The organism is Janthinobacterium sp. CG_23.4, from assembly GCF_029892305.1.
Taxonomy (GTDB): Bacteria; Pseudomonadota; Gammaproteobacteria; order Burkholderiales; family Burkholderiaceae_D; genus Janthinobacterium; species Janthinobacterium lividum_D.
Genome location: NZ_JARXUX010000001.1, coordinates 4,270,227 through 4,284,518 on the forward strand (window position 1 = coordinate 4,270,227; position 14,292 = coordinate 4,284,518).

Annotated in this window: 14 protein-coding genes; 4 read left to right on the forward strand and 10 right to left on the reverse strand. The window is 60.2% G+C overall.

Annotated elements, in window-relative coordinates; all coding sequences use genetic code 11:
* Positions 1–16: 16 nt before the first annotated feature.
* Complete coding sequence (locus tag H4V96_RS19170) at positions 17–1,045, forward strand: methionine synthase (RefSeq protein ID WP_010401562.1); 1,029 nt, start codon at positions 17–19, stop codon at positions 1,043–1,045.
* Between the two features lie 164 nt (positions 1,046–1,209).
* Here H4V96_RS19170 and H4V96_RS19175 read toward each other — a convergent pair whose 3' ends face one another.
* Positions 1,210–1,602 (reverse strand): Imm10 family immunity protein, encoded by a 393-nt coding sequence (locus H4V96_RS19175; protein WP_070346179.1) that lies wholly within the window; start codon positions 1,600–1,602, stop codon positions 1,210–1,212.
* Positions 1,603–1,749: 147 nt separating this feature from the next.
* Between H4V96_RS19175 and H4V96_RS19180 the strand changes: the two genes are divergently transcribed.
* Together H4V96_RS19180 and H4V96_RS19185 are read left to right on the forward strand one after the other, a co-directional pair.
* Positions 1,750–2,022, forward strand: coding sequence for a hypothetical protein (locus tag H4V96_RS19180; protein ID WP_280721111.1), 273 nt, complete (start codon positions 1,750–1,752; stop codon positions 2,020–2,022).
* 214 nt (positions 2,023–2,236) lie between these two features.
* Positions 2,237–2,737, forward strand: a complete 501-nt coding sequence (locus tag H4V96_RS19185) for a hypothetical protein (protein ID WP_196854916.1) — start codon at positions 2,237–2,239, stop codon at positions 2,735–2,737.
* A gap of 358 nt (positions 2,738–3,095) precedes the next feature.
* Here the strand turns inward: H4V96_RS19185 and H4V96_RS19190 are convergent, their stop codons facing one another.
* From H4V96_RS19190 to H4V96_RS19230, 9 genes are all read right to left on the reverse strand, one after another.
* On the reverse strand, positions 3,096–5,414 hold the full coding sequence (locus H4V96_RS19190) for an NADP-dependent malic enzyme (RefSeq protein WP_029496694.1): 2,319 nt from the start codon (positions 5,412–5,414) through the stop codon (positions 3,096–3,098).
* Positions 5,415–5,658: 244 nt separating this feature from the next.
* Positions 5,659–6,579, reverse strand: a complete 921-nt coding sequence (locus H4V96_RS19195) for a Brp/Blh family beta-carotene 15,15'-dioxygenase (protein ID WP_196854915.1) — start codon at positions 6,577–6,579, stop codon at positions 5,659–5,661.
* Positions 6,576–7,787, reverse strand: coding sequence for a lycopene cyclase family protein (locus H4V96_RS19200; RefSeq protein ID WP_196854914.1), 1,212 nt, complete (start codon positions 7,785–7,787; stop codon positions 6,576–6,578). The genes H4V96_RS19195 and H4V96_RS19200 overlap by 4 nt, the downstream gene beginning before the upstream one ends.
* Positions 7,777–8,739 carry a phytoene/squalene synthase family protein gene (locus H4V96_RS19205; protein WP_196854913.1) on the reverse strand — a complete coding sequence of 321 codons (963 nt, stop codon included), beginning with the start codon at positions 8,737–8,739 and terminating at the stop codon, positions 7,777–7,779. Before H4V96_RS19205 ends, H4V96_RS19200 begins: the two co-directional genes overlap by 11 nt.
* Positions 8,736–10,235: a phytoene desaturase family protein gene (gene crtI, locus H4V96_RS19210; protein WP_010401579.1), complete on the reverse strand. Its 1,500-nt coding sequence runs from the start codon at positions 10,233–10,235 to the stop codon at positions 8,736–8,738. The genes H4V96_RS19205 and crtI overlap by 4 nt, the downstream gene beginning before the upstream one ends.
* An 11-nt stretch (positions 10,236–10,246) precedes the next feature.
* Entirely contained in the window at positions 10,247–11,158 is a 912-nt protein-coding gene (locus tag H4V96_RS19215; protein ID WP_196854912.1) for a polyprenyl synthetase family protein, read from the reverse strand.
* 74 nt (positions 11,159–11,232) lie between these two features.
* On the reverse strand, positions 11,233–12,021 hold the full coding sequence (locus H4V96_RS19220) for a bacteriorhodopsin-like (protein ID WP_196854911.1): 789 nt from the start codon (positions 12,019–12,021) through the stop codon (positions 11,233–11,235).
* 93 nt (positions 12,022–12,114) lie between these two features.
* Positions 12,115–12,357, reverse strand: coding sequence for a hypothetical protein (locus H4V96_RS19225; RefSeq protein ID WP_010401584.1), 243 nt, complete (start codon positions 12,355–12,357; stop codon positions 12,115–12,117).
* A 23-nt stretch (positions 12,358–12,380) separates the two neighbouring features.
* Complete coding sequence (locus H4V96_RS19230) at positions 12,381–13,031, reverse strand: sigma-70 family RNA polymerase sigma factor (protein ID WP_280721112.1); 651 nt, start codon at positions 13,029–13,031, stop codon at positions 12,381–12,383.
* Positions 13,032–13,280: 249 nt separating this feature from the next.
* Between H4V96_RS19230 and thiL the strand changes: the two genes are divergently transcribed.
* Positions 13,281–14,261: a thiamine-phosphate kinase gene (gene thiL, locus H4V96_RS19235; RefSeq protein ID WP_196854910.1), complete on the forward strand. Its 981-nt coding sequence runs from the start codon at positions 13,281–13,283 to the stop codon at positions 14,259–14,261.
* The last annotated feature ends 31 nt before the right edge of the window (positions 14,262–14,292 follow it).

The following is a 14,292-nucleotide window of genomic DNA, read 5'->3' on the forward strand; positions in this document are numbered from 1 at the left end:
ACACGAAAAATTTATCATGAAAAAATTATTACCTACTTCAACTGCCGGCAGCTTGCCCAAACCTTCTTGGCTTGCACAACCTGAAAAACTGTGGTCGCCTTGGAAATTACAAGACGAGGAATTAATTGAGGGCAAACAAGATGCTTTACGTTTGTCACTGCAGGAACAGCAGCAAGCAGGCATTGATATCGTCAGTGATGGCGAGCAGACGCGCCAGCATTTTGTCACCACGTTTATTGAGCACCTGAATGGCGTTGATTTCGAAAAACGCGAGACTGTCAGAATTCGTGATCGCTATGACGCGGTTGTGCCGACAGTCGTTGGCGCAGTGAGTCGCCAGAAGCCGGTTTTTGTGGAAGACGCCAAATTTTTACGACAGCAAACCAAGCAAGCGATTAAATGGGCCCTGCCAGGTCCGATGACGATGATTGATACGCTATATGACAGCCACTATAAGAGCCGCGAAAAACTGGCCTGGGAATTTGCTAAAATCCTCAATCAAGAAGCCAAAGAATTAGAGGCTGCTGGCGTCGACATCATCCAGTTTGACGAACCCGCATTCAATGTCTTCTTTGACGAAGTCAATGACTGGGGGATTGCTACCTTGGAAAGGGCGATTGAAGGGCTCAAATGCGAAACTGCCGTACATATTTGCTATGGTTACGGCATCAAAGCCAATACTGATTGGAAAAATACGCTGGGGTCCGAATGGCGCCAATATGAAGAATCGTTTCCCAAGCTGCAGAAATCGAACATCGATATCATCTCGCTGGAATGCCACAACTCGCGTGTCCCCATTGACCTGATTGAACTCATTCGCGGAAAAAAAGTGATGGTAGGGGCGATTGACGTGGCAAGCAATACCATAGAAACACCGGAGGAAGTAGCCAACACCCTGCGCAAAGCGCTACGCTTTGTCGATGCCGACAAGCTCTACCCTAGCACCAACTGTGGCATGGCACCGTTGTCGCGCCAAGTAGCAAGAGGCAAATTAAATGCGCTGAGTGCAGGCGCAGCAATCATCCGCGGAGAACTCTCAGCCTAACTGGCTGCTGCAATACCGTCCCGGTCCGTCGCCCATGGCGACGGACCGATGCCATGTCGAAAGGGAAATGACATGGCCCGATGCATCAGCTTTTTCCCGCTGCTGCCAACGGCCTTCATGTCAGCCGGCCTGCACGGCGCCCAGGCGCACGATGGCGACGTAAATCAACGTTCCTCGCGATAGTAATCGCAGCCCTCGAACGTGGTGCGCAGCGCCTGTTGCAGCTGCGCGTAGCGCTCCGGCGTCAAATTAAAACGCACGTCGATCTGGCCATCGTCATCCATCTGCATGGCCGCCTCGGCATCCATCTGCACCGACAAGCGATTCGGATGCAAGATCACGGCATGCATGTGGCCATACCAGGCAAATTGCTGGCCGCAGTATTCGATGTACGGCTCGTCCATACCCATGGCCACGTCCTGCGCGTCGTATTCTTCGGCGCGCTGCAGCATCAGGTAGACGGGCTCGCCTTTGCCGGGCGCCGCGGCAAGGGTGGTGATCAGGGCGCGGTCTTGATTGACAACAGATAACTCGGTGGCGGTAAATCCTGCGGACATGGCGTGCTTTCAACAAATAGAAGAATCACGCCACCATAGCGCAAAAGTGCCCCGGACGACATAGGGTGCGACGAATATAGCGTGCTGCCCTGGAGCCGCTTGGCCGCCTATCATTGCCGCTCCAATCCATTTTTGCAGGAGAGCGCCTTGATCGCAGCATCTCCCTACACCATTCGCCTGGCCATTCCCGCGCTCGCCACCTATCGGCAGTTGCGCGTTGCCGCCGGCCTGAGCGCGAAAACTACCGAAGCGGCGGCCAAGGGCTTGCCGAACTCCCTGTTTGCCGTGCAAGTACTCTACGGCGACGCCGTAGTGGACATGGGCACGGTCATCGGCGATGGCCAGGCGCAAGCGCTGTACGCGCAGTTCGGTTTCAAGCACACGGTGCCCGCCTCGGTGGGGATGGCGCTGAAACGCTAGGCGCTGACGCTGACGCTGACGCTGATTGTGGATGATGGTTGATGGTTGATGGTTGATGGTTGATGGTTGATGGTTGATGGCTGATGGCCATCGGCGACGGCGCATCATGGCGAGGATTATTCTGGGCGGCACGACGAACTTGCTATAGTAGCGGCAGCGACGCGCTGCGCGTTTGCGCCCCCGGCTCACCCCCTTCAGAAATCAGAGAGATACCATGCTTTACCTGCTTGCCATCGTGATCGTCATCGCCCTGCTGTACTACGTCTTCAGCGGTCGCACGTCCGTCAAACCGCTGCACCAGCCGCTGCTCTCGATGCGCCAGTACCTGCCAGCGATTCCTCCTGGCGCCCCGGCGCAGCACTGGAACGACGCGGGGCGCTTTGCTTCGGAAGTGGAAAACGAATCGATGTACCAGCCCGCTATCGCCAAGCTCGCAGGTGAGCATGGCCCAGGCAATGCGGAAAAAAAATGCCTGGCCCTGCTCGTCTGCGACGATGCCCATCCGTTCCAGGACAAGGCCATCGCCGTCTTCATCGATGGCGAGCTGGTCGGCTACCTGGCGCAGAACGACGCCCTGCGCCTGCACCGCAACCTGGGCCGCCAGGAGCTGGCCGGCCAGCTGACCTCGTGCGACGCCGTCATCCGCGGCGGTGGACTGTGGCACGGCAAGCGCCTGTCGTATGCCGTGTGGCTCGATCTGCAGCCCCATAATTAAGTGAACTCCCGCCACGGCCAACGTTGTTGCGTCACACAAAGGGACGCCGGCACGATGCTGCCGACGCCGATGCAGACCACTGGAAGGGCAAGGAGTTCAAGACCATTATCGGTCGCTGCAGGGCGAGCATATTGATACAGATCAAATAGCTCGCCATTTCCTGGAAATGGCCTTGCAGATAGCCATCGCCAGTATTTTGTTGACGCGTATCACACTGCGCTTAAGGACGTCGCCGCCCGGCACGGCAATGTGCGCGCGACCCACACAGTACTGATGACGCCCCTTGCTGATACCGCACAGATGTAAAAAAGCCGCACCACCGTGACGGATGGCGCGGCTTTTGTCGAGCAGCTGGCGCTTAGGCCTTGCGTTGCGCCACGGCGTCGACGACGCACAGGGCCGTCATGTTGACGATGCGGCGCACGGTAGCCGATGGCGTCAGAATGTGCACGGGCTTGGCGCAGCCGAGCAGGATCGGACCCACGGCGATGCCGTTGCCGGCTGCCGTCTTCACCAGGTTGTAGGCGATGTTGGCCGACTCGATATTCGGCATGACGAGCAGGTTGGCATCGTTCTTCAGTGCCGAGTTTGGCATGATTTTCTGACGCAGCTTGCTGTCGAGGGCCGTATCGCCGTGCATTTCGCCGTCGATTTCCAGGTCCGGGGCGCGTTCCTTGATGATCGCCAGCGCGGCGCGCATTTTTTGCGCCGAGGCGCTGTCGCTGGAACCGAAGTTCGAATGCGACAGCAGAGCCGCGCGCGGCGACAGGCCGAAACGGGTCATCTCTTCGGCCGCCATGATGGTGATCTCTGCCAATTGCTCGGCGTCCGGATTCTCGTTGACGTGCGTGTCCACCATCACCAATTGACGCTCCGGCATGATCAGCACGTTCATGGCCGCATAGACATTGCTGCCGGCGCGCTTGCCCAGCACCTGGTCGATGTACTTCAGGTGCAGCTGGGTGGTGCCGAAGGTACCGCAGATCATGCCGTCGGCGTCGCCCTTGTGGATCATCATCGATCCGATCAGGGTATGGCGGCGACGCATTTCCAGTTTCGCGTATTCCTCGGTGACGCCCTTGCGGCTGGTCATGGCGTAATACGTATTCCAGTAATCGCGATAGCGCTCGTCGAAGTCCGGGTTGATGACGTCGAAGTCGACGCCTTGCTTGAGGCGCAGGCCGAATTTCTCGATGCGCGCTTCGAGTACCGGTGGACGGCCCACCAAGATAGGCCGCGCCAGCTTTTCATCGACCACCACTTGCACGGCGCGCAGCACGCGCTCTTCTTCGCCTTCAGCGTAGACGATGCGTTTGAGTTCGGCCGGCGTCGATTTGGCTTTCAGGAACAATGGCTTCATGAAGGTGCCGCTGCGGTAGACGAATTGCTGCAGGCTATCCGCATACGCTTGCAAGTCCTTGATCGGACGCGTGGCGACGCCCGATTCCTCGGCCGCCTTGGCGACAGCCGGGGCGATCTTGATCAGCAAGCGCGGATCGAACGGCATCGGGATCAGGTATTCAGGGCCGAACGACAGGTTGCTGATGCCGTAGGTAGTGGCCACGATGTCCGACTGCTCGGCATGCGCCAGGTCGGCGATCGCGTGCACCACGGCGATTTCCATCTCGCGCGTAATCGTCGTCGCGCCGCAATCGAGGGCGCCGCGGAAGATGTACGGGAAGCACAGCACATTGTTAACCTGGTTCGGATAGTCCGAACGGCCCGTGGCGATGATGGCGTCGCTGCGCACGGCCTTGACTTCTTCCGGCAGGATTTCCGGATTCGGGTTGGCCAGCGCCAAGATCAAGGGATTCGGCGCCATATTGCGCACCATGTCTTGTTTCAGCACGCCGCCAGCGGAAACGCCGAGGAAAATGTCGGCGTCCGGGATGACCTCGGCCAGGGTGCGCAGCGGCGTGTCTTGCGCGAAGCGTTCCTTGTCCGGGTCCATCAGTTCCGTGCGGCCCTTGTAGACCACGCCGGCCAGGTCGGTGACGTAGATATTTTTCAGCGGGAAGCCCAGGTCGACGATCAGGTCCAGACAGGCCAGCGCAGCGGCGCCTGCGCCCGACACGACCAGCTTGCATTCCTCAATTTTCTTGCCGACGGCTTTCAAGCCATTCAGGATGGCCGCGCCGACGATGATGGCGGTGCCGTGCTGATCGTCATGGAAGACGGGAATCTTCATACGGTCGCGCAGTTGGCGCTCGATGTAAAAGCACTCGGGCGCCTTGATATCTTCCAGGTTCACGCCACCGAAGGTCGGTTCCAGCGAAGCGATGATGTCGACCAGCTTGTCCGGGTCCATCTCGTTGATTTCGATGTCGAAGACGTCGATGCCGGCGAATTTCTTGAACAGTACGCCCTTGCCTTCCATCACCGGCTTCGCGGCCAGCGGGCCGATATTGCCCAGTCCCAGCACGGCCGTGCCGTTGGTGATCACGGCCACCAGGTTGCCGCGCGCCGTATATTTATACACATTCGCCGGATCGATGACGATCTCTTCGCACGGTGCCGCCACGCCTGGCGAGTAAGCGAGCGCCAAGTCGCGCTGGTTGGTCAGTTGTTTGGTGGGCGTCACGCTGATTTTACCGGGGCGCGGACACTCGTGATATTCAAGTGCAGCCAAGCGCAATTGTTGACGCAATTCTTCTTTTTTATCAGATGACGAATCCATGCTGTGCAGCCTTCCTGTTTGGTCGATCGGGTATTCGGGATTTTATCAGACCAATTCTTTCAATCAGCTAGGTATTTTCCGCTAGCCACAGTCTGATATCACGAAAACGTATAACTTACCATTGTAAAGCCATCTGGTGGCATACATAGGATAAGCAATAAAAACTATCAATTATTATACTTCGATTTGTTTTTTAAATGAAAGACCAATAGCACGCTACAGCGGCAGGGCCATACGCATCTCTTCACCGATTGAGCGGGGACGGCGCGTCCCGTCTGGCCCAGCCAGACCAGCGCACTTGCTCCACCAGGGCCATATGCGGCACTGTCAGCGCCGCCAGTCCGACAAACACCAATTGCATCAGGCCCGCTTCCAGTGGAGCGGCGCGCAAACCGTATGCGGCGCCCCCCCCCAGGATGAGCGTGCCCAGCATGGGAAGCAGAGCGGCACGGCCCAGCCTTGTCGTCGATTCAGCGCCAGCGCCAGCATAGTGCCAGGTGCGCACGATGTGGCGCGCGCCATGCATGGCACAAAAAAACACGGTAAATGCCAACAGCGGCGGCGCCAGCAGCGCCAGCGCCGCCGCCGCCGCCATTTCGAGGCCGGTCAGCCAATGCGTGCGGCTTTGCCAGGCTGCTGCCAGCGCCGTTGCCAGCAGCCAAGGCCAGCTGATCTCGTGTAAAAAGCCGGCCAGTAGCATCGCCGCTTGCGGTAACACCAGAAAGGCAAACAGGCGCGCCATCTCGTTTTCATGCAGCAGGGCGGGCAGCACGATCATGGCGCCGCCGTAGAGCAGGCGCGCGACCAAGCTGGTGCCTGGCGCCGGGTCGCCCGAAAAATGCAGCGCCGACAATAGCAGGAAACCGAGCAGGAATAATTGTGGCATCGTGTGCCATATCAGTACCACCAGCAGCCCCGCACTCAAATACGCCAGCGTGAAGCCGCACCAGTGGCGCAATCCGTGCACGCCGTACAGTTCCTGGGCGAACACAATGTCGAGCGCACCGTGTGGCACGCCAAGCAGCAAGATGAGTGCGGCCAGCACCAGCAGACCTGTCGTGCCGCCCAATGCGAGCGCCAGCGCATCAGCAACGACGACGCCCGCAGCCGCGACGCCGGCGGCAATGGCGCAAAACAGCAATCCCTGGATGCGTAGTGCCGTCATGCCGGCAGCACGGCACTGCGGCGCGTCGCCAATCGCTTGAGCGCGATCGGAAGATGGCGCAGGAATGGGCGCGCAGGCAACGCGGCAACGATCTTTGCGCAGTCGGCCAGACTGCCTTGCTCGCTCAGGAAGCGCGTCAGGCAGCCGCTGTCGACCGTGTCGAACAAGCGCAGAAACAGCGCGGGCGCGATGTCCGGCCGGGCCCGCAGCAGTGACAGGAACAGGCCGTCCAGCGCGCGCAGCAGCGGCGGGTCAGCCACATGAGCAAGCGGCAATGCACCTTCGCCGAGCCGGTTGGCGCACAGTTCGGCCCAGCGCTGTATGCGCTGGAATGCGTAACCGGTGGCCGGACGCGCCGCCCCTTGCAGTATGCCGGCCCTGACATAGGTCGGATCGCACTGTGCAGCCGACTGTGCCGCCGACTTTGCCGCCGATAGCTGCAAGCCCATCGGCAGCATGCCATGCTCGTAACGCAGCACCTCGAACCTGGTTGCACCAGTGCAGGCGGCAACGGCCAGTGCGAGTTCGTCCGATAATTGTTTTGGCCTCAGCGGCGTCGGCCCGAATTGCGTCACTTCGATCAGCGCGCGGTGCGCTGACAGAGGCAGCACATAGGTAAACAAGATGCGCTCTAGGCCGGTGCCGCGAAAATCCATCAGCGTCACGCAAGCGGGATCGAATATCGGCGCGCTGCAGACAATTTCCTGACCGTAAAATGACTGCCAGAGCGTGGCCTCTGCGCTGGGCTGCTCACCGATGCCGGCGCCAGCGCGGGTGTCGATGAGCATCGCAGCGCGATAAGCGTTCTGGCGGCAAGTGACATGCCAGGCTTGCTCAGCCTTGCGTGGCGTACCATCGACAGACTCGCCCAGCAGCAGCGTGATGGCCTGATTGCTGGCGACCTTGGCCAGCGCTTCGGTGTAAAACGCATCGGCGCTGATGCGCTGGTAAGGCGTGGCAGAGCAGTCGACCCTGACCTGGCCCGCGTCCGTATGCACGGTCAGCGCATTCCAGCGTTGCTGCACCAGATGGCGCAGCGGCGCTGCCGGCTCGCCCCAGAAACACCAGGTCCGGTCGTTGGTGTAAGCATGGCGCGCTTCGATGATCAGCGTGCGCGGACAGCGCTCGCCAAGCGCGGCCAGGCGCAGCGCCAGGCTCAGGCCGGCGCAACCGCCACCCAATATGATCAGGTCGAATTCAGTGCTCATGTGCCCGTTCGCTGCGCGGCAGCGCATGCTGCAAGTCGGCAAAAGCGTTGTGCAATGCATGATCGTGCCCACGGCTGCTGCGCCAGAAGCGCGGCGTCAGCGCCGCCGTCAGCAAGGCGTGCAGTGTCAGCGCCGCCTTGCTCCTGCCTGGCACCACCGCGCGTCCTTCCCAGAATGCATGGTCACTGCGCCGCAGACGCACACCGATGGCCTGGTACAGGCGCGCTGCGACGAGAATGGCGCCACGCGCGCGCAGCGGCAAGTAGGGCAAACCCTGTTGGCCACTCTGGTAATAGATGTCGGCCTGATCGAGCAAGTCAGCTACGCAGCGGCGCAGCAACGGTTGCAAGGATAGGGCCGGCGCAATCAATTGCTGCGGCGCGAGCGCGCCGATGCGCGACGCCGGCAGGTAGCGTCGTCCGGCGCCTGCATCTTCGCTCACATCGCGGCAAATATTGGTCAGCTGCATGGCAATGCCCAGATCGAGCGCATGGCGCAGCGCCGCCTCGTCGCGTACGCCCAGTACCTGGCACATCATCAGTCCGACCGTGCCGGCTACCCGATAGCAGTAGCGCAGCAAGGCAGCATCGTCTTCGACACGCACCGGCTCCAGATCCGAAGCCACGCCGCGTATCAATTCGAGCATCAGCACCGGTTCGATAGCGCATTCGGCCATCAGACCCAGCACGTCGCGCGTAGCCGGATCATCGGAGATGCCGGCAGCGATCTCGGTGCTCAGCAGCGCCAGCGCACGCTGCGCATCCTCGACCGACGTTGCTTCATCGGCCAGATCGTCGACATGGCGGCAAAAACCGTACAGGCGCGTCGCGCGCGCGGCATGCACCCTGCCCAGCAGGTGGCCGGCCCAGTAGAAGCTGCGTCCTTTCGAGCGCAGCGCGGCGCCGGCGTTCGCTAGCGCGCGCTGTTGTGCTGGCGTGCGCGCCGGCGTCATGTTGCCCGCGTCACTGCGGTCGCGGCTGGAATCAGCGCGTCGACGACCTTGGCCGAGCAGAGCACGCCCGGCAAGCCGGCGCCGGGATGGGTGCCGGCGCCGGTCAGATACAAATTTTTGATGCCTTCGGCGCGGTTGTGGAAGCGAAACCAGGCCGATTGCCGGAACAGCGGCGCCACTGAAAAGCCGGAACCGTGCACGCTCAGGTAATCGTGCTGGAAGTCTTCGGGCGTCTTGAAGAAATCGGCGGTAATGCTTTCCTGTAAGCCTGGCAGCAAGGTCGCATCGAGCGCGGCGACGATGCGGTCGCGCAGCAGCGGCCCTTGCTCTTGCCAGTTGATGCCGCCTTGCAGATTCGGTACCGGGCACAGCACGTAAAAACTGTCGCAGCCGGCCGGCGCAAAACTGGGGTCGGTGGCGGTAGGCCGGTGCAGGTACAGCGAGAAGTCATCGGCCAGCACCTTGCGCTCAAAAATATCCTTCAGCAACTCGCGGTAGCGTTCGCCCATCGAAATGGTATGGTGTGCAACATCGGGATAGGTGCGTGTAGTGCCAAAATAGAGCACAAACAATCCCATCGAATAATGCGCTGCGGCCAGTTTCAGACGCGCCGACAGCGCCTGCTGACGCGGTTTAAGCATGGCACCATACAAATGCGCCGCATCGGCATTCGATACCACCAGATCGGCGTTCAGCAGTGTGCCGTTTTCCAGTTGTACGCCGGTAGCCTTGCCTTGTTCGACGCGGATCGAACTGACGGTCGTGTTGAGCTGGACCAAAATACCATGGCGCTGCATCAGTTGGCCCAGCGCAGCCGTGATCGCGCCGGTACCGCCCATCGCAAAATGGACGCCGTAGGCGCGCTCCAGAAAATGGATCAGGCCATAAATGCTGGTGGTATTGAATGGATTGCCGCCCACCAGTAGCGGCTGGATTGAAAACGCCTGGCGCAGTTTCGGGCTCGTCAGATAGCGCGACACCAGGCCCCACACGGTCTGGTAACTACCGAGCCCGATCAGGCGCGGGATCTGGCGTAGCATCGTGACCAGCCGGTCGAATGGCTGGGCAGACAATTCGGTGAAGCCGACCGCAAAGATACGTTTTGAATGGGCCAGCAAGGCGAGGTAACCGTCGCAGTCGCGCGGCTCGATGCGGGCGATTTCGGCCATGGTCTGTTCGAGCGTGCCGCCGTAATCGAAGGTGTCGCCATCGGCGAAACGGAAGCGATACCAGGGCGTGAGCGGCACCAGCGTCAGATGGTCGGCCATGCGTTCGCCGAACAATTCGAACAGTTCTTCGAACAGGAATGGGGCGGTAATGACGGTCGGCCCGGCGTCATGCCGGAAGCCGTCGCGCTCGAACACCTGAGCGCGTCCGCCGAGCGCACCGCTGCGATCGAGCAGCGTGACCCGGTAACCCTTGGCGCGCAGCCTGAGCGCTGCCGCAATACCGCCAAAGCCGGCCCCGATGACGATGCCGTGCGCTTGTTCGTGCATGTCGGTGTCTCTCATAAGCGCTGCGCCAGACGCTGTATCAGCGTCGTGAGCAAATCGCCGGTGCCACCAGGCAGTTCGGCGGCGGCAGCGGCGGCGCACCCGAAATGGTGCTGTGCCAGCTTCACTGCGGCGGCGCGGGCAGACGCTTGTCCGCCTGCTTGCAGCATCAGCACGATGTTGAATGAGCGCGCTATCTTCAGCGGGTCCGAATCGATGTCGATATCGTCGATGTCATCAACGATCTGATAGCCGATGGCAAAGCTTTCGGCAGCGTATCTGGCGTTCGGCATGGCCTCGGCGCGCCCGGCAGCAAGCAGCGCGAGTTCCGTCGGCAAGCTCAGCAGGGCGCCCGATTTTGCCCTCGCCATCGATTCATAGCTGGCGACGTCGTCATGCTGCGGGCCGGCCAGATCTAGGCATTGGCCGTGGATCGCTTTGCTCGTATGCGCCAGCGTCAGGTTCAGCAGCGCCGGCAGGAGGCTCGTTTGGGTGACTGCACCAAGTGCGCCGTAGGCCATTGCCAGCATCAAATCGCCGGCGCAAATGGCCGTGTTGTCGCCAAACGCCGACCAGACAGTGGCTACGCCGTGGCGCAGCAGGTCACGGTCTTGCAAGTCGTCGTGTATCAGCGAAGCGTTGTGCAGAAGTTCTACTGTGGTGGCGATGGCGACGATATCGCCAGGCGCCAGTTGCAGACTCAGCCCGGCATGGATGGCCAGGCGGGCGCGCACACGCTGGCCGCCACTGCGCAGATGGCAGGCAGCGGCAGTGGCCGCGTCCGATGGCGGCATGTGCGAGGCGACGCTATGGAATAAGTCAAGTTCGACCGCATCGAGCAAACTCCCGAAGGTGGCCACCGCAGTGGCGGGGGCGGGCCTTGGAATGAGCACCTGATGAGGTGATGGTATGGCTTGCGCGTACATGGTTTCGCTCCAGCGACGAGGAAAATTGCGCCGGGACCGACGGCCCCGGCGCATCAACATCCTACTTGTGAAGCTTACGCGTTACCGCCTTGCTTGTGTCCAGAGGCGGGGGCGACGGCATGCTCGTCGGCGGCCGACTTGCGGACCGCGATCATGTAGATCAGTACGCCGAATGCCGCTTTGGCTACGATATCAGCGACCGTGTATCCCACCTGAACGGCGGTGGTGGCAGCGCCGCCAGTAAAGCCTATCATCGGGAAAATGAAGACGACCGGATAAAAGCACCACGACAACACGGTCACCCAGCGTGCGGCACTGACCAGGCCGCGTGCCGATTCCGGCTGCGATGCGATCGATTTTTTCAGGCCGAAGAACAGGTCATAGACAATGATCAGGAACGGGATCATGGCCAGCGTCCACCAGAGCCAGCGCGTGCCAGGAACACCGGAAATTTCACCGGGGTAACCGAGCACAACCATCAGTGCGGCCAGCAAGCCCAGCTTGGTGCTTTTTGCCACGGTTTCCGTTGGCGATAAACGCATTACCAGGATCAGTTCGATCAGCAGCAGCGGCACCGTCAGCAGCCAGTCGACGTAACGATAGGCATCGTTAAATTTGATGCCCGTCGCCGTTACCTGTCCTGCCACCACGGTGTACGACTCTTCCCACGAGGCGAAAATACGGATGTAGTGGTAGGCGGCGATCAGTGTCACCAAACCGGTGATGGTGAGGGCCGTCTTGTAGGGCGCCGCCACCTGTGAGCGTCCGAGGAAAAAGAAGATCGTTGCCGCTCCCATGACGGCAATGGCGAATGAAAACGCGTTATATACCAGTTCGAATTGTCCTACTGTGATTAGATCCACGGTTACTCCGATGATGGTGATGTTGCTAGTTGGTTGCTTTCTTCCCGATGCAAAACGGATCTGTTGCCGATCCGCCTGCCTGTATCAAAGCCATCATTCGGGAACTCTTTCGGTACCACACTCGGCAGTGCGCGTGGCTTCGGCCGCGGCGATGAAACGCATGATCCCCGCAGTGTAATGCCGGTCGGGACAACAGTTGCCCCGGAGCGCGTCTTTCACAAACTGCACTGCCACCAGGGACTCAAATAGTGCCGGTGATGCATCGAGTTCCTCAATGGCAGCCTGAAATGCGGTATCGCTAATGTCTTCTTCGAGCAGTTGCAGTACATATTCCATGCTGTCGCTGTTTGCTATCGAATTCAAAAAGACCTCACTGAAATGGCTTTGCTTAATATTGGACGTATATCCGAACTAATAGTTGCACGTGCGCGGAAAATAAGTGAACGCACCGTATTGAGTGGCATGCATAGTTGCGTCGCAATTGCTTGATAGCTCAAGTCATCGCGCTCGCGCAAAAGGAAGGCGCTGCGCATGCTCGGCGTCAGGTTTTCGATGGACTGTTCAATGCCGGCCGCCAGTTGCGCGCCGCACAAGTGCTCGTCGGGACCGGGTGCGTGACCTTTCCAGCTCGCATTATCCTGCAGCACCATCGTTTCTGTCAGCAGATCCATCGGGATCGAATTTTCGTCTTGCTCCTGGCCATCCCTGAAATAAGACATTGTCAGGTTGCGGGCGATCGCATACAGCCAGGTCGAAAACGCACTTTCGAAACGAAACTCGGGCAAACTGCGGTATGCGCGCAGAAACGCTTCCTGTGTCAGTTCTTCTGCCACTGCGTTATTGCGCACCGAAGCGTTGATCAGCGCGGCAACCCGGCGCTGGTATTTTGTTACCAGCACTTCGAATGCGCGCAAGTCACCACTGCAAAAGCGCCGGATCAACAAGTTGTCAACTTTACCGATCTCTGAAAGTTCAGGTTGCGAGTGCGTCTGCAACGATCTCGACATCATGTTGGCCTCGTTATATTTACAACATTGGATTTGGACGTAGCGCGTTCTCATTTGCCAAATATTGAAGACATAGTAACAATATTTCCAATAAGTCGTCGGGCGTAGCTTATTTAGTTATGTATAAGGTATTTCAAATTTACTGCCCTATCGAGGATGGGCATGGTCAGCTGCTTGCAGTGACAAAGACCTGTATTCCGGGCCAGCCTATAATAGCCAGGCCCCACCATCACTCAACGAACAGACTACGCCATGGCCCTACAAGACGCGCTTTCCGAATTCGACCTGATCAAACAATATTTTGTACGCCAGCGCCCCAGCCGGGCCACTCTGGGCATCGGCGACGATTGCGCCCTGCTCACCCCCGGCGCCGGCAAGCAGATCGCCATCTCCTCGGACATGCTGGTCGAGGACCGGCACTTCTTTGCCGGTGCCGACGCCCGCATGCTGGGCCACAAAAGCCTGGCCGTGAACCTGTCTGACCTGGCCGCCATGGGCGCGCGTCCCGTGGCATTTACCCTGGCCCTGGCCCTGCCGCAAGCCGAGCGCGCCTGGCTGGCAGGCTTTGCCGAAGGTCTGTTTGCGCTGGCCGATGAATTCGGCTGCGAACTCATCGGCGGTGACACCACCAAGGGTGCCTTGAATATCTGCATCACCGTGTTCGGCGAACTGACACCGGGCCAGGCGCTGCGCCGCAGCGCGGCCGTGGCGGGCGACGATATCTGGGTCAGCGGGACTGTCGGCGATGCGCGCCTGGCGCTGGCCGGCTACCGCATGGAGCAGGCGCTGACACCAAACGAGCTGCTGACGGCAGCGGCGCGCATGCACACGCCCACGCCGCGCGTGACACTAGGCTGCGCTTTGGCCGAGCATGGTCTGGCGCATGCGGCCATTGATATTTCCGACGGCCTGGTGGGAGATCTGGGTCATATCCTGAAAGCGTCGCAAGTCGGTGCCACAATCGATGTCGATGCGCTGCCAGCCGGCCCCGTGCTGGCGCAGCAAGAAACCGGCCTGCGCCGCCGCTACACGGCCGCCGGCGGCGACGATTATGAGCTGTGTTTCACGGCACCGGCAGCGTCGCGCGAGGCCATCGCCGCCCTGGCGACCAGCTGTGGCACGCCCGTCACCCGGGTCGGCTGCATTCAGGCGCAAAGCGGCTTGCGCCTGGTCGATGCGGCCGGCTTGCCACTCGACCTGCAACTATCGTCCTTCGACCATTTCAGCGACTAACGACGGCAATGCAGACGACAATGCAGACGAC